Genomic DNA, 19892 nt, shown 5'->3' on the forward strand with positions numbered 1-19892 from the left:
CTCCTTATTCTGCGGCCTGTCGCATGGCAGATGGCTCGGACACCAAGATCCCTTCGGTGCGTCTTTGGCAGCAGTCACCGACCGCATTGGTATGCTCTCTGACCGCTGCGACGCTCCTCAGGCCGTGCGCGTAGATTGCATCCTCAAACGCGCCCAGATCGACCGTGTTACACACGCAGTTTTTCCTCGCGTGGCGCGTGGTTTCGGCGAACGCCGGATCGCAGGCGATCGCGGCGACCGGCGATTGCATCTGCTCCACTGCCTTTGCCAATGGCTCCCATGGTGCGGGTCGACGTAGCTGCTCCCACATGGGATTGGAGAGCGATTTGTCGATCTCCTCCACCAGCTTGACCATTCCGACATAGCCCATATAGGCGTGGCAACGCTCCTGATTGATATCGAGCCAGGGCATCGCCGCTTTCAGCGCGACGAACTGCGACTTGCCGCCCGATAGCATGATGTCCGCTTCTGCGTCCTTCAACATCTTGTACATTTCGCGCGGCGTCATATCCTCGATCATGTGGGCGTCCCGCCCCATGAGCTCCTTGATGCGCTCCTTGTCTTTCGTGGTTGATTTCTTGACGCTGGTTCCGACTAACTCGAGCCCGGCTTCCTGGAGTGCCGCAACGACCGACCATGACTTGACGCCGCCGGTAATCAACAAGGCCTTCTTGCCTTCAAATCGAGGCTTGTACGGCTCTATCGCAGCCCAGGCTCGCGCTTCCTCGCGCGCGATCACCGCTTCAGTGCGTCCGAGCAGATCTGTCGGCGCGCCGCGTTCAACCAATAAGCGGGCAAGCTGACGCAACGATTTGCTCGAATCTTGAATACTGTAGAACGACCCCTCGAAGAACGGGATCCCGTAGCGTTGCTCCATCTTGCGTGCGAGGTTGATCATGGACTTCGAGCAGACCAACATCGCCGCCCGCGCGCGATGAGATGAAGCGACTTCCCGATATTTGCCATCGCCGGAGATGCAGGAGAGAATCCGCACTCCAAGCTCGTCTAGCAATGGCTTTACTTGCCAGAGCTCTCCCGAAAGATTGTATTCCCCGATCAGGTTGATATCGTACGGCGTAGTGTAATCCGGCTCTTGCGTCCCAATCACGTAGTCGAGCAACGCCTCGCCGGCGAGCTTGTTACCGAGGTTCTTCGAGCCGACAAAGCCTGGGGAATTGATCGGGATCACCGGCTTTGTGAACCTTTGAGATGCTGCCTTGCAGACTGCGTTGATGTCGTCGCCGATCATCGCCGGGATGCAGGTTTGATAAACGAAGATGGCGGGCGGGTCGCACTTGTCGATGATCTCCTTGATCGCTTTGCAGAGCCGCTTCTCGCCTCCGAATACAATATCGGTTTCGCTCAAATCGGTTGTGAATGAGGTGCGCCACAGATTCGAGCCGGACGACGCCGCGCCGCGATTGTCCCAGGAATTACCTTCGCACGCGATCGGACCATGCACCAAGTGAGCGACATCGGTGAACGGCTGCAGCGCAACCTTCGCGCCATCGAAAGCACAGCCGCCGGCAGCGCTACCTGGCTGCAGTTGCTTGGTGCATCCGTTCTTGCGTTCAGCCTCCGACTTACTGCCGTTCTTGGCGCAGCCAGGCTCGTCGAACATATTCCGGACCGTGGCCGCTAGTGAACTCATCCCTTTTTCCTCTCAGCGCGGGCTAATTGCATGGTCGACCGTCATGTGCTTGTGCCATCGTCGAGTGCTTGGGCGATGGCACGGCACGGGCGCTCATCAGCGAATGATGTCGAAGCTGGAGTCAGTTTTGCCAAGAACGTTCGTCTTCTTGTCGATCTCATCGAAGATCTTGTCCAAGATCTTCACCAAAACGTTCAGGCCGCCCTGGTACCCCCATAGGGGGGAGCGGTGATGGTGATGCCGATCAAAAATCGGAAAGCCGATGCGGATCAGTGGCGTTCCAGTATCGCGCTCCAGATACTTGCCATAGGTGTTGCCAATTAGAAAATCGACCGGCTCGGTGAACAGGAGTGAGCGCATGTGCCAGAGGTCTCGGCCCGGATAGGCTTGGCAGTCCTGCCCAAATGGCGAGCTTGCAAGCAGCACCTGCATTTTCTCGTGCCAGGCCTTGTTGCCATTGGTGGACAGCACATGTGTCGGTTCGGCGCCAAGTTCGAGCAGAAACGCAGCCAACCCGTAGCAAAGATCGGGATCGCCATAGATCGCGAACTTCTTGCCATGGATATGCGCGCTAGAATCAGCGATGGCGTCGACCAGACGGCCACGTTCTCGCGCGAGTTGCTCGGGAATCTCCTTGCCGCTGATGCGTGACAGCGCGACGATAAAGTCATCCGTCGCGGATAGGCCCACCGGGTAGTTGAACGATGCGACATCCTGCCCGTGCTCAGCCACGAATGGCAGCGTTTTTTCGGTGCACCACTGCTGCATGGAGATTGTCGCCTTGGCGTGAATCGCGCTGGCCGCATCCTCCAGCGTCGTACCGCCGTCATACATCCGAAATTCGCCGTCGGTCGGAGTATCGAAGACTTCAGAATTATCCGCCAGAATCGTGTGCTGGATGCCCATCAACGCCAAGATGCGCTTGATCTCGCGAAGGTTTCCGACGGTATAGCCATCGAACCCACCAATGATGTTGATCGCCCCGTTCTGCTTGCGCTCCAGCTTCGGCGCAGTTCCGGCCTTACCGTCCCAAAAATGCTCAAGAATGCCCTTGAGCGCATTGTCATAACCGGTGACGTGGCTGCCGACGAACGCCGGCGTATGGGCGAATGGCACATCGAAGTCGGCCGGAACTGAGCCTTTTTCTTTCGACGTCTTGATGAAGGCGTTGAGGTCATCGCCAATCACCTCGGCCATGCAGGTCGTCGAGACCGCAATCATTTTGGGTTTGTACATGTTGTAGCTGTTCGCGAGCCCGTCGATCATGTTGTTCAGGCCGCCGAATACAGCAGCGTCTTCCGTCATCGACGAAGAGACGCAGGAAGACGGCTCCTTGAAGTGCCGCGACAGATGGCTGCGGTAATAAGCCACGCAGCCTTGCGAGCCGTGGACGAAGGGCAGCGTGCCCTCAAAGCCAACAGAGGCGAATACGGCGCCAAGCGGCTGGCATGCCTTGGCCGGATTGACCGCGAGTGCCTCTCGCGCAAAGTTCTTTTCGCGATATTCGGCCGTTTTCGTCCATTCCTTAATGCGTTCGACCTCGGCGGGATCGCGAGGATTCTCGAACATCTTCTTCTTGGCCAGCATCTGCTGGTATTCTGGACCGCGGAACAGCTCGAGGTGATCGAGCACGTGTTCGGCACTCTGCGCCATTGTTGAAATCCGTCACTATCGAGATTGGTGTCGCCCCGGCTTTCCCACAGAGCGAGATGAGTTGGTTTATTCTGCAGCCAGGAGTTTGGCCCTCGAAGCTTCCTTCCAAGGGGCCTTCGTTTTCTTCCAGACCGGCGAGTTGATCGCCATGTCCATGTCACGTGCGAAGATCGCAAAGCCGTCATAGCCGTGATATGGGCCCGAATAGTCCCAGGAGTGCATCTGCCGGAACGGCACACCCATTTTTTGAAAAACGTATTTTTCCTTGATGCCCGAGCCGACGAGGTCAGGCTGGAGCTTCTCGACGAAGCGCTCGAACTCATAGCCATTGACGTCATCGTAGATGAGCGTGCCGTCCTTTACGTAGTGCTGAGCTGTGCGCTGATAGTCGTCGTTGTGACCGAACTCGTATCCGGTGCCAATGACTTCCATCCCGAGATCCTCGTATGCGCCAATCACATGACGCGGACGGAGCCCGCCGACGTACAGCATCACCGTCTTGCCCTCCAGGCGCGGGCGATATTTTGCGATCACAGCGTTCACCAGCGGTTGGTACTTTTCAATCACCCGCTCGGCGCCTTCCTTGATCTTGTCGTCGAAATAGCCCGCAATCCTGCGCAGAGACTCTGCGATCTTTGAAGGTCCAAAGAAGTTGTACTCGCACCAGGGGATGCCGAACTTCTCTTCCATGTGGCGCGAGATGTAGTTCATGGAACGATAGCAATGCAGAATGTTGAGCTTTGCCTTCGGCGTTGCCTCGAGCTCAGCCAGTGAACCGTCGCCGGACCACTGCGCGATCACCCGCAGGCCCATCTCCTCCAGCAGAATTCGCGATGACCAGGCGTCGCCGCCGATATTGTAGTCTCCGATGATCGCAACATCGTACGGCGTCGGCTCAAATTTTGGTTTGCCATCGGACTCGACCTGGTCAAAAATCCAATCGCGCACCGCGTCGTTGGCAATGTGATGGCCTAGTGACTGCGACACGCCCCGAAAGCCCTCACAGCGGACCGGCACGATGGTCTTGCCGCCATATTCCTTAGATTTCGCTCTCGACACGGCCTCAATGTCGTCACCGATCAATCCGATCGGGCATTCCGATTGGATCGTGATGCCGTTGTTGAGCGGAAACAGCTCCTGGATTTCGTCAAGAATTTTGACCAGCTTCTTGTCGCCGCCGAATACGATATCCTTTTCCTGGAAGTCGGAGGTGAACTGAAGGGTCACGAAGCTATCGATGCCCGTCGTGCCAACGTAATAATTGCGTCGCGATCCCCACGAATACTGACCGCAGCCGACCGGGCCATGGCTGATATGGACCATGTCCTTGATCGGTCCCCAGACCACCCCCTTTGACCCTGCATAGGCGCAGCCTCTGATCGTCATCACGCCAGGTATGGATTTGATGTTGGACTTCACCCCGCAATCCGACTTGCCGGCTTGGTGAACGTTGAGGTGCTTGGCACGCCGTTTCGCGGTTTTCTCCGGATAGACCTTCAGCACCTCCTGGATCAGCTCTTTGTTGCGAGCCCTGATTTCTGCGATGCTCTGGGTCGAGGCGAGACTCATCTGATGTCCTTCAAAGGTTAGCTGTTGCGACGGCGACTTCTTGACCAAGACTTTTGCAACCAGCATGCCAGCGTCTCGTGAGCGCAAAAAAACAGAGCAATCAAAATCGCTTAGCGCGCCTCGTGCGGTGACGGGGGGATTTGTTGCGAACCCGACATCACGCTTTGGGCAGAAATCTCTTGGTTTGGCCCTGTTCGAAATGGAACAGGGCTGGTTAGCTATGAAATTGCCCGCCAATTCTCGCGCGTGCCCGCGATGGCAGCACTCCTGCGATCGCGCTCGCCGAAGGCGCCGCACAGCAAGACCGGCCGCAGGGACGGCTGGCCGACACAGGCCTGCCGATGCTATCTATTCTTGCTGCGACCTACAGGTCCTTACCTGCCGCGATGACAATAAGGTGCATGACCTCATCCTCAGACTCAATGCGAGCTGCCTTGCCACCTGGACATCGTAGGCTCGCCGTCAGGAGAACAGCTGCCGCGCCTTGATAAGCGCACGCACGAGCACATCAATCTCATCACGTGTATTGTAAAGTCCGAGTGACGCACGGCACGTCGCCAGCACGCCGAAGCGCTTGAGCAGCGGCATCGCACAATGGGTCCCCGCCCGCACCGCTACACCGGCGCGGTCGATGACGGTTGCAATATCGTGCGCATGCGCACCCTTCATATCAAATGAAATGATCGGTCCTTTGTCGACCGGGGTCCCGATCATGCGCACGAAATTGATCTCCGCCAATCTCTCCTGCGCGTAAGCGAGCAGTACGCTCTCGTGCCTGCGGATCTGCACCTTGCCTATTGAATTGATGTAATCGATAGCCGCGCCTAGCCCGATGGCTTCGACGATCGGCGGCGTACCCGCTTCAAAGCGATGAGGCGGATCGCCATAAATGACGCCGGAACGCGAGACCTCGCGGATCATCTCCCCGCCCCCATTGAAGGGCGGCATCGATGCCAGATGTTCAGACTTGCCGTAAAGCACACCGATCCCAGTCGGACCATAGAGTTTGTGGCCCGTCATGACGTAGAAATCGCAATCTATATCGCAGACATCGGCGCTCAGATGGACGCATCCTTGCGAGCCGTCGACCAGCACTGGGATACCACGAGCGTGCGCGATGCTCACCACGTCTTTTACGGGCAATACCGTGCCGAGCACGTTCGACATTTGTGTGATTGCAACCATCTTGGTGCGCGGGGTCAGCAGTCGCTCAAAATCATCGAGCAAGAGGTTTCCGTCATCATCCACTGGCGCCCATTTGATCACTGCACCGAGTCGTTCCCTGAGAAGGTGCCATGGCACAATGTTCGAGTGGTGTTCCATGATCGAGAGAACGATCTCATCACCTGGAGTAATGCGTTCGCGGCCAAAAGTCTGCGCGACTAGATTGATTGCCTCCGTGGCGCTCCGGGTGAAGATGATCTCTTCATTTAGACGCGCGTTCACAAACCGCGCCACCTTGGTACGGGCGCCTTCATACGCCTCGGTCGCCGCGTTAGCGAGGTAGTGCAAGCCGCGATGAACGTTGGCGTATTCGCTGGAGTACACCTGCATCATACGGTCAAGAACCTCGTTGGGCTTTTGCGCGGATGCAGCGTTATCGAGGTAAACAAGTGGCTTGCCGTACACCGTCATGGCGAGCGCAGGAAAGTCCGTACGCACACGGTTCACCTCGTAACTGCCATCGCTCACGGCCGGATGTGCGCTCATCGCCGCGCCTGCAGCCAGCGTTCAGTTTCTACTGTCACAAAATCGCGCAGATTCTCGGACGTGATCCCCTCAATCGCCTCACCAATGAACGCTTTAATCAGCAACATCTGCGCATCTTTCTCGGATAGCCCCCGAGCGCGCAGATAGAACAAGAGAGTGTCATCCAGCGCACCCGATGTCGCTCCGTGGCTACAGACCACGTCGTCAGCTAAGATTTCAAGTTCCGGCTTGTTGTCGGCCTCGGCCTGGTCGGAGAGGAGCAATGCTCGGCTGGTCAGGGTGGCATCCGTCTTCCGGGCGGCGGGACGAACGACGATTCGGCCCTGAAACACCGAACGGCCGCAATCGTCGATAACCGCGCGGAACTTCTCCCGACTGGTGCAATGTGGCACAGCGTGGTCGACCACGATCGTTGTGTCCGCGTGGAGCTTGTCCCTGACGAGATTAACGCCATTCGCCGAGAGCTTGGTTCCTTCGCCGGTCAGCGTTATGAATCCCTGATAGCGGCTGATGGAGCCGCTACAGGTCATGCTGAAGAGGTCGAGCTTAGCCCTTGCGCCGACGGCGATGATTGCCGACGAGATGTTCACGGCGTCTGAGGCAGCGGCTGCCACCCGGATATACGAAAGGCTTGCCTCGTCACCAACCAGGGCGATCATCGCATCGTTGGCTTGATAGCCGCTCGCGCCTTCAGCCGGGACGAAACTTTCCACGATGGCCGCATGCGCTTCTTTTCCGAGCTGCAGATAGGAGCGTGTATAGGTGGACACCGACGAGCCGGTTGCGACATGAACGATTTGAATTGGACGCTTCACCGCATTGCCGTCGTTGACCGTAATCACCAGACCATCCGTCGCCATTGCGGCATTGAGCGAGATCGCCGAATCGCTCGTCGTGGACAGCACCAGACCGGCCATAGCCCCAGTGGCCGAATCCTCCAGAACCTCCCGCAGCGACCGAACAACGACTCCATTTTCTACCCTGCCGACATCGGATAGCTCCGGCGCGAATATGCCATTTACCAAAACGAGTTTGACCGCCTGATCGGCAGCCACTTGCTTGGCCGACACCTTTGCGCGCACCAGCGCCTCCGCGTCCGGTCGCGGAGCGAGTGGCAGCACCTCGCCGATCAGGGCGCGCAGATCAGTGTATTTCCAATCCTCCATGCGCCGATGCGGGAGGCCGGCGCGCTTGTAGACGTCGAATGCCCTCGCCCGGATTTGGGCGACAAGGCCTACACCAGGCAGCCGTCCACGCGCCGCAGCGAAAACATCGCCCGTTGCGCGTTCGGCGTCGGCTTTGGCCAAAACCTGCTTCATCGGGGACTCCCTAAGGCCGTCAGGCCGCGTCTTCAAATTGGGCATAGCCGCAAGCCTCGAGCTCCAGCGCGAGTTCCTTGCCACCGCTCTTCCTGATCCGACCTCTCGACATCACGTGCACAATGTCTGGCACGATATGGTCGAGAAGCCGCCGATAGTGCGTGATCACGATCATTGCTCGTTCCGGCGAACGCAAGGCGTTGATGCCGCTGGCGACGGTACGCAGCGCGTCGATGTCGAGGCCGGAATCGATCTCGTCAAGGAGACACAGACTCGGCTCGAACAATGCCATTTGCAAGATTTCATTGCGCTTCTTCTCGCCGCCGGAGAAGCCGACATTGACGCCGCGCTTGAGCATGTCCTGCGGGATATTCAGCGACCCGGCGACCTCGCGGACTCTTTTCAGAAACTCGGGGGTGGAGAATTCCTGTTGGCCGCGCGCCTTGCGCTGGGCGTTAAGTGCCGCCCGCAGGAAGTTCGTGGTGGTCACACCGGGGATGTCGACCGGATACTGAAAGGCCAGGAACACGCCCTTGGCAGCGCGTTCATTTGGCTCCATCCGCAAGAGGTTCTCGCCCCTGAACAAGACTTGCCCGCCAGTGATCTCATAGCCCGGCTTGCCGGCGATGACGTGCGAGAGCGTCGATTTGCCGGAGCCATTCGGCCCCATGATCGCGTGCACCTCACCCGCATTGACGTTAAGATGCAGGCCGCGAATGATTTCGCGGTTTTCGACACCAACATGCAAATCTCGGATTTCGAGTAACGCCATTCTGATCTGATCCCTGAAACGCGTCATCTGGCGAGCCGCATTCGAGGCGGCTCGCGGGGTGTTTATCCGACAGATCCGTCGAGCGAGATCGAGATCAGCTTCTGCGCTTCCACCGCGAACTCCATCGGCAGTTTTTGCAGAACTTGCTTGGCGAAGCCGTTGACGACGAGGCCGACAGCCTCTTCCTGGCTGAGGCCGCGCTGGATGCAGTAGAACAGCACGTCCTCGGAGATCTTCGAGGTCGTCGCCTCGTGCTCGAACGTTGCCGAGGAGTTCTTGGCCTCGATGTAGGGCACGGTGTGCGCGCCGCATTTGTCGCCGATCAGCAGCGAGTCGCAGGCGGTGAAGTTGCGCGCGCCGGTCGCCTTGCGATGCGCGGTGACGAGACCGCGATAGGTGTTCTGCGACTTGCCGGCGGCGATGCCCTTGGAGATGATGCGGCTCGACGTGTTCTTGCCGAGATGGATCATCTTGGTGCCGGAATCGACCTGCTGGAATCCGTTCGAGATCGCGATCGAGTAGAACTCGCCGCGGGAGTTGTCGCCGCGCAGGATGCAGCTCGGATATTTCCAGGTGATCGCAGATCCCGTTTCGACCTGGGTCCACGAGATCTTCGAATGGGCGCCGCGGCAGTCGCCACGCTTGGTGACGAAATTGTAGATGCCGCCCTTGCCTTCCGAATTGCCGGGGTACCAGTTCTGCACCGTCGAATATTTGATCTCGGCATCGTCGAGCGCGACGAGCTCGACCACGGCGGCGTGCAGCTGGTTCTCGTCGCGCTGCGGCGCGGTGCAGCCTTCGAGATAGGAGACGTAGGAGCCCTTGTCGGCGATGATCAGCGTGCGCTCGAACTGGCCGGTATTGCGCTCGTTGATGCGGAAATAGGTCGACAGCTCCATCGGGCAGCGCACCCCCGGCGGCACGTAGACGAACGAGCCGTCGGAGAACACCGCCGAATTCAAGGTCGCGTAGAAATTGTCGGAGGTCGGGACAACCGAGCCGAGATATTTCTGCACCAGTTCCGGGTGCTCGCGGATCGCCTCCGAGATCGGCATGAAGATCACGCCGGCCTTCTTCAGCTCGGCCTTGAAGGTGGTCGCAACCGAGACCGAATCGAAGACGGCATCGACCGCGATCTTGCGCTGCGCCGGATCCTGCTCGCCCACCTTGGGCTCGATACCCTCGAGCATCGCGACTTCCCGCAGGGGAATGCCGAGCTTCTCGTAGGTCTTCAGGATCTCCGGATCGATCTCGTCGAGCGAGGTGACCGTCTTCTTCGGTTTCGGTGCCGCATAATAGTGGATGTCCTGGAAGTCGATCTTGGGATAGTCGACGCGCGCCCAGGTCGGCTCCGTCATGGTCAGCCAGCGCCGATAGGCCTCCAGCCGCCACTGCAGCATCCAGGCTGGTTCACTCTTCTTTGCGGAGATAAAGCGGACGGTGTCTTCCGACAGCCCTTTCGGAGCCTTGTCGGACTCGATCAGTGTCTCAAAGCCATATCGATACTGATCGACGTCGATGCGCCGGACGCGCTCGATCGTCTCTTGTACAGCTACCATTGCCCGCTCCGTCGGCGCAACGACAACTCCCGCCGGTGAGGGTTCCGCCGCGATCTTTCTGAGTGGATCGCGCAAGGCGCCGCCGACGCGGGGCCAGCGAGTGAGAGAAACAGAAGACGAGTCCAATAGGCGACGGCTGTCCATACCGTCTTCATAACGTTTCGCGCAGGAGCTCCTCTCATCGGCAACTCCACCTATGCCGGCACGCAGGTGTCGGGCACCGGGCAAACGACGGCGCATTGCGGCACGTCAAAGTGCCCCTCACATTGGGTACACTGGGTCGGATTGATCACATATATGTCGTTCTTCAGGCTGATCGCGGCATTGGGACATTCGAACTCACATGCACCGCAGACCGTGCACTGGGATGCGATTATCTTGTAGGCCATCACTGCGATTCCATGAGCGAAAGTTGCGGGACAGTTTGTTGGCCTTCAAGTCTTGTGCCAGGGTTAAAATTGATTTTGTTTGAGCTATTTTCTACTGACGCAAGTCGCCGCCTCGACTGCGTGTCGCGAATCCTACAACGCGCATGACAGTCGCTTGTGGGGTTGCGCATCTCATGGCAGTCAGCGATTAGGTGAACTGCGTTCGCCAGCGTCAGGGAACGATCTGCGACCCTTCCTAAGGCCGCCATGCCGCGGCAATGATGGATGCGCCGCGCGACTTCCAAACGTTCTCCGCCGGTGTGTCAGGTCGACCCGCCGCCGCATCTTAATGGTTCCACTCACCGGGGCGGCGGCGGCTTCATCGACAACACCACGACAACAATGCGCGCATTCATCGCCTGCCGGTCGGCGTCTCCAACCGCGGGACGCATTCTCAATTGCCTTGGATTACCTGGCAAAAACCGGCATTCATATGCGCTGTATGGAATTGTCTCGCGTCGTGCGGGGACTAAAGCCAGGCGCGCTCGTCTGGTGATCCTCCGCTTCGCTTCGCGTTGGAAATAAATGCCGCCGCCGGTCGGCAGATCGATGGAGCAAAAAAAAGCCACCCCGAAGGGTGGCTTAAGTCAGGGAGGAAAATGCCCATAAGGGCCTCTGGGATCAGGCCGCAGCCTGTTCGATCGGTGAGAAGGGCAGTCCGAGGCTTTCGGCGACCGCTTTGTAAGTTAGCCGGCCCCGATGGACGTTGAGGCCTGCGCGCAAATGCGGATTCTCGAGCACGGCGGAAAAGCCCTTGTTGGCCAGAGCCAAGCCAAACGGGAGGGTCGCGTTATTCAGTGCCTGGCTCGAGGTTAGCGGCACGGCCCCGGGCATATTGGCCACGCAATAATGAATGATGCCATCCACTTCGTAAGTAGGTTCAGCGTGAGTGGTTGGGTGCGACGTCTCAAAGCAGCCACCCTGATCGATAGCGACGTCCACAAGCACCGCCCTCTTGCGCATCGAGCTAAGCATGCTCCGGCGGACCAACTTCGGCGCGCTCGCACCCGGAACGAGCACCGCACCAATCACCACATCCGCCGCAAATACCTCTTCCTCCACGGAGTCGAGAGTCGAAAACCTGGTGCGAACGCGTCCTTCGAATAGCTCGTCCAACTCGCGGAGCCGGAGTATCGAACGGTCGATGATGGTCACCTCTGCGCCCAGACCAACCGCCATGCGTGCCGCGTGCGTACCAACGACGCCACCTCCGATCACCACGATCCGGGCAGGCTGAACACCGGGCACCCCACCGATCAACAGCCCTCGTCCGCCTGCACTCCGCTTCAGGGCGCTACCAGCCGCTTCGATCGCAAGCCTACCCGCGACCTCGCTCATCGGCGCGAGCAGCGGAAGACCACCATGCGCATCTGTTACGGTCTCATAGGCGATCGCAGTGCATCCAGATTTCAGGAGGCCCTTGGCCTGATCCAGGTCGGGGGCAAGATGCAGATAAGTGAACAGGATTTGGTTTTCCCGCAGCTGACACCACTCGGACGGCTGAGGTTCCTTAACCTTTACGATCATCTCGCTCGAGGCGAATACCTCAGCTGCGGAAGTTAGAATCGTTCCACCAGCATTGCGATAATCGTCGTCGGTTGCACCAATGCCAGCGCCGGCATTGGTCTCGATCATCACGCTATGGCCTGCCGCCACGTATTCGCGGACAGCTCCCGGGGTAAGGCCCACGCGATATTCGTGCACCTTGATTTCCTTGGGGACTCCGACCTTCATTTAAAAACTCCCTGCCTGGAGCGCCTTTCTAATCGGAAGCGAGCAGCGATATTGCGACCCAGCCATCAAAATGGCGCAGAAATTCAACGATATTTGACAAGCTTCGCAGGATTTCAAAGCCATGGGTACCGAGCGGGTCGTGTCACCATGCTCCCTGAGCTTTACCGTCGAAACTGCGCGATGGCGCTGAATCGTCTCGAACTTCGTTCTCGGCTCGTGGAAAAGCTAACAAGCGAAACTCAGCACGCCTAAAGAGCGAAGTCGCAGTCTGCCGGTTGGGCAGATTGCCGATAGAAGGGATAGTTTCCGTCAGCTACTGGGTGATGGGTAACGGCTCATGACCATTGATCATAAACTTGGTTTCCGAAAGCTGGACGATGCGCAGCGCGTTCAACAGATGCGAGGCAATTGTTCGCCCCACAACCAATCGACCATTCGTCGACCGCCGAAACCGGTCGCCATCTGCACAAACTTCCGTTCGTCAGCCACCGCTTCGCCGATATCAGCTGCCTCGGCCCCGAGCGGGTGCGCCTTCATGGCTGCAAGCACCGCATCGGCCAAATCAGGCGCGACGATCGCAACGAGCTTGCCTTCGTTGGCGACATGGATCGGATCGAGTCCAAGGAGTTCGCAGATAGCCGCGACCGCCGGCTTCACCGGAATGGATGCTTCCTGCAGACGGAACCCGAGCCCGGATTGATGCGCAATCTCGTTGAGGGTCGCGGCAAGCCCACCGCGCGTCGGGTCGCGCATCACCCGGATGCCGCTACCGCCGGCGGCAACCATGCAAGCTACGAGGTTATGCAACGCGGCGGAATCCGAGACGACCTCGGTCTGAAAAGCGAGGTTCTGACGTTTTGACATGATCGCCACCCCATGATCACCGAGGCTACCGGACACAAGCACACGATCCCCGACCCTTGCCTTGTCGGCGGAGAGATCGAGCCCATCGGCCACAATCCCGATCCCGGTCGTAGAGATGAACAGACCATCCGCCTTGCCGCGCTCGACGACCTTGGTGTCTCCGGCAATGATGTGAACGCCGGCCCTGCGTGCTGCGGCACCCATGGAATCCGCGATCGCCTTCAGATCAGAAAACGGGAAGCCCTCCTCGATGATAAAACTCGCGGACAGATAGAGGGGATGCGCGCCGGACATCGCGACGTCATTGATCGTGCCGTGCACAGCCAATGACCCGATATTACCGCCGGGAAAGAACAGCGGCGAGACCACATAGCCGTCGGTCGTCATCACCATCCTGCCTGCGGCAACGTCAAACGCGGACTGATCGTTGCAGCGGGCGAGCCATTCATTACCAAAGGCTTGGTGAAAAAGGCCGGAGATCAGCTGCGCCATGGCACGGCCCCCCGATCCGTGGGAAAGATCAACGCGTCCGTTCTCGATGTCGAGCTTGCGTTGATAGCCCTTTGCGCTCATGACAGCCGCCTCAACGGTTCATCGCGAACTCGGCCATAGGTCCAATACGCCGCACAAGCGCCTTCCGATGATACCATGCAGGACCCTATGGGAGTTTCCGGCGTGCAGACGGTTCCAAACAGCTTGCAGTCGACCGGCCGCTTGGCGCCACGCAGGATCGCGCAGCACTCGCACGCCGGATTGTCTGCGACACGCAGATCGTGGATCGCAAAACGCGTCTCAGCGTCGAACTGCGCGTAAGACCGTTTTAGCTTCAGTCCGCTGTTGGGTACGACTCCGAGACCGCGCCATTCAAACTGCTCGCGCAGTTCGAATATCTGCGATACCTCCTCCTTGGCGCGCCGATTGCCTTCACGCGTCACCGCCCGACTGTATTGGTTCTCCACCTCGTAGCGATCTTCGTTCACCTGCCGCACCAGCATCAGGATCGCCTGCATCACATCGAGCGGTTCAAATCCCGCGATCACGATCGACTTGCCAAATTGTTCTGCCAGAGACTCGTAAGGCTGCGTACCAATAATGGTGCTGACATGTGCAGGCCCGATGAAGCCGTCAATTGGAACCCCGCCGATGTCGCGGATTTTGGGGTTCTCGAGAATGCTGTGCATCGCAGAGGGTGTAAGCACGTGGTTGCAGAACACGCTGAGGCCCTTCAGCCGTTTCTTCTCGGCAATTCGGATCATCACGGCCGTCGGGGGCGTCGTGGTCTCAAATCCGATGGCAAAGAAGACCACCTCGCGGCTCGGCGCCTGTTCGGCGAGCCGGATAGCGTCGAGCGTCGAGTAGACCATCCGAATGTCGCCGCCGAGCGCTTTAGCTCGCAACAGCGACTGTCCGTGCGACCCAGGCGCGCGCATCAGGTCGCCGTAAACGCACAGAGTGACCTCAGGTCGGTCGACAAGCCGGATCGCCATATCGATTCGACTGGCGGGCAGAACGCAGACGGGACAACCGGGCCCGTGGATCATGCGGACGTTCGCGGGCAGCAGATCCTCCAGGGCATAGCGGGAGATCGCATGAGTGTGTCCGCCGCAGAATTCCATGAAACGATAGTCTCTTTGCGAATTGACCTCGAGGCCAATCGCACGCGCAATGCCCTGCGCGATGGCCTTGTCGCGAAATTCGTCGGCATATTTCATGATCAGCGTTCCCCTGCGCTGCCTAGCTCCTGCAGCAGCTCCAGCGTGCGCTTGGCTTCCGCCGGATCAATCTTGGCAAGCGCATAGCCGACATGGACAAGGACGCAATCGCCGACCTTGAGCTCGTCGAGGAGAGCAATCGATATCTCCAGGCTGATGCCATCGATGGACACTATGGCCATATCGTTGGGAAGAATTTTCGCAATCTTTGCCGGAACCGAAAGGCACATATCAGGCTGTTCCCCCCTTGGCGGACGACTGTTGAGTTATCTGCAGAGCGGCAATCCAAGCCTGGCCAAGGCTCAAACCGCCATCATTGGGCGGCACCCGCCGTGGCATGAGCGGGGTAACGCCGGCAGCGATGCAACCGCGCGGGATTTCATCCGCTAGCGCCGCGTTCAGGAAGCAGCCGCCGCTCAGAACGACGGTATTAACGCCCGTTGTCTGGGCAGACCGCGTGACCCAGTCAACGCAGGCAGCGGCGAAGGTGCCATGAAACAGCCCGGCGCCGCCCACCGCGTCAATGTCATCTCCAATCAGCCGCGCAAAGAGCGGACGAAGTGACAGCACGCCGCCATCGATCGTCCAGCCGCCTTCGAGAATCGCGGTCCGCCGCACCAGTGCCTCGAGCTTCATCGCCGCTTCGCCCTCATAGGTCTGCAAACTCGCAATCCCCAGCAGCGCCGCTGCCGCGTCGAACAACCGGCCCGCACTGGTCGTGGTGGCCCCGCCCGGCTGATCGAGCAAGGCCGACACAGATCCGGCCTGTCGTTGCGCCGTAAAGCGCAGCCCGATTTCGTTACCCCGGCCGACCAAGTGCAATACTGCGCTGCCCATGCGCCACGGCTCGCGGGCTGCACGATCTCCACCAGGCATTTGCAGGGGCGCCAAGTGCCCGATGCGTCGGCACCTAGTCCCTTCGCACAACAATAGCTCGCCACCCCAGTTACCGCCCTCTGAGCCAAGACCATGGCCATCGAGCACGAGGGCAAGCGCAGGTCCCGCATGGCCATACTCGGCGATCACTGCGGCAGCGTGTGCGTGGTGATGCTGGACAGCGACTAGCTCGCGGCCATTTGCTTCCGCAAACCGGGTAGAAGCCATATCGGGATGCAGATCATGGGCGATGGCAACAGGCTCCACATCAAGGCTCGATGTGAGATGTCGGATCGTCTCCTCGAACGCACAGATGCCTTCGGGCGTATGCAGATCGCCGATATGCTGAGAGACAAACGCTTGGTTGTCCCGCGTGATGGTGATGGTCGATTTCAGTGCGCCGCCGACGGCGAGCACGGGCGGCACAGACTTCGCAAGCCTGATCGGTTCGGGAACATAGCCACGGGCTCGACGAATGAATTGCGGCTGGCCAGCCACCACCGACACAACCGAGTCATCAGCACGCGTCAGTATATCGCGATCATGGGTCACGACAAGGTCGGAGATCCCGTTGAGCCGCCGCAGCGCCTGCGCGTTGTCGATCAGGAGCGGTTCGCCGCAAAGATTGGCACTGGTGGCGACGATGACCGGGCCGGTCCCCGCACATGCTCTTGCCGAGCGAAGCGCATAAAGGATGAGGTGATGCAGCGGCGCTACGGGCAGCATAACACCCACACGCGATAAGCCAGGAGCTATGGCGGGTGCCAGATTGTTGCGCGAAGGCAGAAGGACGATGGGACGTGCTACGGATTGGAGCAGCGCAAGCTCGGGTGCGTTCGCCTTCGCGATGTCGCTGACGCGGTCTACGGAATCGACCATGACCGCGAACGGCTTCTGAAGGCGCTGCTTTCTCCTGCGCAAACGCTGCACGGCATCCTGGTTACGCGCATCGCAAAGAAGCTGGTATCCGCCCAGCCCCTTTATCGCCACGATTTGCCCTCCCGCGATTGCAGCGACAATGGCGCTGATCGCATGGCTGAGCCGAGGCCCACATGTCGGACACGCGATCGCCTCCGCATGAAACCTGCGGCTCGCCGGATCGGCATATTCGGCCGCGCAAGCGGCGCACAGCCTAAAAGCCCTCATCACGGTGTTGCGGCGGTCGTACGGAAGCCGTTCGGCGATGGTGTAGCGAGGGCCGCAATGGCAGCAACTGATGAAGGGGTAAAGGTAGTGACGGTTTTCTGGATCGAACAGCTCATTGAGGCATTGCTGGCAGACGGCGGCATCACGGGCAATCTGCGTTGACAACTTGCCGCCTTCGCTCGTGCCGATCGAAAAGTCTTTCGCCCCCAGCGCTGCAGTCTCCCGAACGCAGATGTGGTCGATGCGTGCCAATGGAGGCGCCTCGAGCGGCAACGTTGCCACAAACTCCGACGCGCGGCGGCCCTCGACCTCGATCGTAACGCCCTCCGGGCCATTGATGACAAAGCCCGCCAATCCGTGGCGCTTGGCGAGTCCATAGACGTAAGGACGAAACCCGACCCCTTGCACTGTCCCACTCACGCGCACGCGCAGCCGCGTTCCGCAGGTGGTTGCGGCGCTCATCGCCTTGTGTCCTCTATGGAGCGCCTCTGATGCCCCGCCTGCCTATCGATCCAGGCGTAGAGCGCGCCAAACCCCTCGCCTGTGCGAGCCGAAACGACAAGCACCTCGATCTTTGGATTGACTCGTCTGGCGTATTCGATCGTCTTGCCGAAATCGAAATCAAGCAGCGGAGCCAGATCGATCTTGTTGATCACCATGAGCGAAGACGCGGCAAACGTATCAGGATATTTGAGCGGCTTGTCTTCACCTTCGGTAATCGACAGCATTACGATCTTGCAGGCCTCGCCAAGATCAAAGGCGGCGGGACAGATCAGATTGCCGACGTTTTCGATGAAGAGAATACCACCCGTGAGCTGCGGCAAACGGCGATAGGCCTCGCCAATCATCGCCGCATCGAGATGGCAACCCTTGCCGGTGTTAACTTGGATGGCTGGCACGCCGGCGGCCCGAATGCGTTCGGCATCGTTCGAGGTCTGCTGGTCGCCCTCGATGACCCCGACTGGCCGGCTGCGCTTGAGCTCAGACACGGCGCGGACGAGCAGCGTCGTTTTACCTGCACCAGGACTGGACAAAAGATTAAATACAAACAGGTCATCGGCGACGAAGAACGCGCGGTTGTCCGCGGCAATCCCATCATTCTTGGCAAGAATATCGCGCTCGATCTGAATGATCCGTTCCCGCCTCATGCCGGCGACCTTCAAGCCAGCCGGCTCGGCGCCGCTCAGAAGCGCCTGCCCGCCATGAGCCTGGTGATGGGCAGAGCAGCGGTGACGACTATGACTATCGCCAGCATGGTTTAAACGCTGAAGGCCTTGCTCGCCATGCGGACGGGCATAATGGTGATCGCAATAGACCTGCACATGGGCATCGTATCGCTCATGTCTCTCCACATCATGCGCCTTGGCGCGTTTGGTTGACGGCGACCCTTCGTTGCAGCCGCAAACGGTACACATCAATCGATCTCCAGTTCTTTCACGCGCATCTGTTCGCCCGCGGTTACCTGCAACTGATAGCTGCCGCAGCAAGGACAGCACTCATCGCGTCGCCCAATCTCGACGCTCTTCGAACAGCTCATGCACCAAGCAACGCCTGGCAATTCAACGATATTAAGGACTGCACCTTCGGCAACCGTCCGCGTTGCAACGGCAGCAAAGCAGAACCTGAGCGCTTCAGGCGCGGCATGACTCAGCGCACCCATCTCTAGACAGACACTCCGCACCCGCGAAAACGATCGGTGACGTACCTCCTCCTCGACGATTTGAATGACGCCAAGACAAATCGCCATTTCATGCATGGCCAACTTCGCGAAAATTTAGAGTGAACCCGACGCACGGATCGAGCGATGCAATCAGCGCATGGACTGCATCCCGACGTCGTCTAGCCGTCAGCACCGCGCCCTGCAGGCTGCGGACAAGCGGTCCGCACGGATGGAAATTCCATTCCGTCGGCGCAAGGAATTCGAAGCGGGATATCCGGCCCTGAGGATCAAGCTCAACCGCGTGGTAGAGACGCCCCCTGGCGCACTCGACCGCGGCCGCCGCACGGCCGAATCCTAACTTATATCTTTCGACAATCCCATGCTCCGCCGAGTCAATCTGAGCACCGGCCTTGAGCCAGGCACATAGCCGCAGGGTTTCAGCAATTCTGGCAACCAGCCGCTCGGCCGCACCGGAGGGGCTCGGCGGGAGCCGATCACGCGTCATTTGGCGCGCCCATGGACCCGTCTCGGGCACATGTCCGTCAAGATCCGGACGATAGCAAAATGGCGCGCCATCGACGAGCAGCCGTTTGATGATGTCGAGGTCGTCAGCAACGGACAGGAACGAGTGCTCCGCTGGAATTGGCTTCAGGCCGATCTCATCAAGCGCTGCAATACGAAGCGCCAATGGGCTACCGGACCTCACCGCGCCCCCGTCATCCGGCATGCCGAGCGCGTTCAGCGCAGCCACGATCCGTGCTGTTGCTTCGCATTGGGCAGAGCCCCAGGGTGACTGTGCGCAGCCAAGAAGTGCTGACATTCCCCGCATCAGGGAACGGATTGCCGCCGCACCGGCGATGTCTTGCGCAAGATGTCCAACAAACAGGCCGCGTAGCAAATCCGCAATGCGCTCAATAACGATAAGCGCAATACGACGCTGTTTTGTTGCGCGAGTGATCGCTTCGTCGCGCGCCGTCTCGACCGCGGACAGTAGTGCAATTTGCTGTGCAGCGGCACACAATGCGAAGAGCCGCGGCAGCACGTTGAGCAGCGACGAGGCTTGTTTGCCAGCGAACAGCCGTGCCAGCGGAGGCCGGACTCGCGGCAGGATCTCGATCGCGGCGACTACGTCGGAAGCTAGCGATACGGTGACATCGATCTTGTTGCCGGCAGCGAGGCTCATGCGCACCGCTCCACCAACATCCTGCGCCACGTAAGCCGGCGGTCGCTGCGCCCGCG

16 protein-coding genes are annotated in these 19892 nt (G+C 59.3%); all 16 read right to left on the reverse strand.

Translation table 11 applies throughout. From position 1 onward, the window contains the following. Positions 1-4: 4 nt before the first annotated feature. Positions 5-1651 (reverse strand): nitrogenase iron-molybdenum cofactor biosynthesis protein NifE, encoded by a 1647-nt coding sequence (gene nifE, locus P6U27_RS32400; protein WP_407193333.1) that lies wholly within the window; start codon positions 1649-1651, stop codon positions 5-7. A 96-nt stretch (positions 1652-1747) separates the two neighbouring features. After that, the gene (nifK, locus tag P6U27_RS32405) at positions 1748-3304 is read right to left on the reverse strand and encodes a nitrogenase molybdenum-iron protein subunit beta (protein WP_407193334.1); all 1557 of its coding nucleotides are present in this window, start codon (positions 3302-3304) and stop codon (positions 1748-1750) included. 66 nt (positions 3305-3370) lie between these two features. Beyond that, positions 3371-4873: a nitrogenase molybdenum-iron protein alpha chain gene (gene nifD / locus P6U27_RS32410; RefSeq protein WP_407194522.1), complete on the reverse strand. Its 1503-nt coding sequence runs from the start codon at positions 4871-4873 to the stop codon at positions 3371-3373. A gap of 462 nt (positions 4874-5335) precedes the next feature. After that, on the reverse strand, positions 5336-6583 hold the full coding sequence (locus tag P6U27_RS32415; protein WP_407193335.1) for a cysteine desulfurase: 1248 nt from the start codon (positions 6581-6583) through the stop codon (positions 5336-5338). Further along, positions 6580-7902 carry a Fe-S cluster assembly protein SufD gene (sufD, locus tag P6U27_RS32420; RefSeq protein ID WP_407193336.1) on the reverse strand — a complete coding sequence of 441 codons (1323 nt, stop codon included), beginning with the start codon at positions 7900-7902 and terminating at the stop codon, positions 6580-6582. Before sufD ends, P6U27_RS32415 begins: the two co-directional genes overlap by 4 nt. Before the next feature lie 19 nt (positions 7903-7921). Next, the gene (gene sufC / locus P6U27_RS32425) at positions 7922-8674 is read right to left on the reverse strand and encodes a Fe-S cluster assembly ATPase SufC (protein WP_407193337.1); all 753 of its coding nucleotides are present in this window, start codon (positions 8672-8674) and stop codon (positions 7922-7924) included. Between the two features lie 62 nt (positions 8675-8736). Continuing rightward, the gene (gene sufB / locus P6U27_RS32430) at positions 8737-10233 is read right to left on the reverse strand and encodes a Fe-S cluster assembly protein SufB (RefSeq protein WP_407193338.1); all 1497 of its coding nucleotides are present in this window, start codon (positions 10231-10233) and stop codon (positions 8737-8739) included. 194 nt (positions 10234-10427) lie between these two features. Continuing rightward, complete coding sequence (locus tag P6U27_RS32435; RefSeq protein ID WP_122405514.1) at positions 10428-10622, reverse strand: 4Fe-4S binding protein; 195 nt, start codon at positions 10620-10622, stop codon at positions 10428-10430. A 660-nt stretch (positions 10623-11282) separates the two neighbouring features. Next, positions 11283-12395, reverse strand: a complete 1113-nt coding sequence (gene ald, locus P6U27_RS32440; protein ID WP_209296496.1) for an alanine dehydrogenase — start codon at positions 12393-12395, stop codon at positions 11283-11285. Between the two features lie 390 nt (positions 12396-12785). After that, positions 12786-13832: a hydrogenase expression/formation protein HypE gene (hypE, locus tag P6U27_RS32445; RefSeq protein WP_407193339.1), complete on the reverse strand. Its 1047-nt coding sequence runs from the start codon at positions 13830-13832 to the stop codon at positions 12786-12788. Beyond that, a complete protein-coding gene (gene hypD / locus P6U27_RS32450) occupies positions 13829-14971 on the reverse strand; it encodes a hydrogenase formation protein HypD (protein WP_407193340.1) in 1143 nt (380 codons plus the stop codon). The genes hypE and hypD overlap by 4 nt, the downstream gene beginning before the upstream one ends. Before the next feature lie 2 nt (positions 14972-14973). Next, positions 14974-15201, reverse strand: coding sequence for a HypC/HybG/HupF family hydrogenase formation chaperone (locus tag P6U27_RS32455; protein ID WP_407193341.1), 228 nt, complete (start codon positions 15199-15201; stop codon positions 14974-14976). A gap of 1 nt (position 15202) precedes the next feature. Further along, entirely contained in the window at positions 15203-17455 is a 2253-nt protein-coding gene (gene hypF, locus P6U27_RS32460) for a carbamoyltransferase HypF (protein WP_407193342.1), read from the reverse strand. After that, positions 17452-18408 (reverse strand): hydrogenase nickel incorporation protein HypB, encoded by a 957-nt coding sequence (gene hypB, locus P6U27_RS32465; protein ID WP_407194523.1) that lies wholly within the window; start codon positions 18406-18408, stop codon positions 17452-17454. Before hypB ends, hypF begins: the two co-directional genes overlap by 4 nt. Beyond that, positions 18408-18749, reverse strand: a complete 342-nt coding sequence (gene hypA, locus P6U27_RS32470) for a hydrogenase maturation nickel metallochaperone HypA (protein ID WP_407193343.1) — start codon at positions 18747-18749, stop codon at positions 18408-18410. Before hypA ends, hypB begins: the two co-directional genes overlap by 1 nt. Then, positions 18742-19836, reverse strand: coding sequence for a hypothetical protein (locus P6U27_RS32475; protein ID WP_407193344.1), 1095 nt, complete (start codon positions 19834-19836; stop codon positions 18742-18744). The genes hypA and P6U27_RS32475 overlap by 8 nt, the downstream gene beginning before the upstream one ends. Positions 19837-19892: the final 56 nt, after the last annotated feature.

Source organism: Bradyrhizobium sp. STM 3566 (genome assembly GCF_045571445.1).
Classification (GTDB): domain Bacteria; phylum Pseudomonadota; class Alphaproteobacteria; order Rhizobiales; family Xanthobacteraceae; genus Bradyrhizobium; species Bradyrhizobium vignae.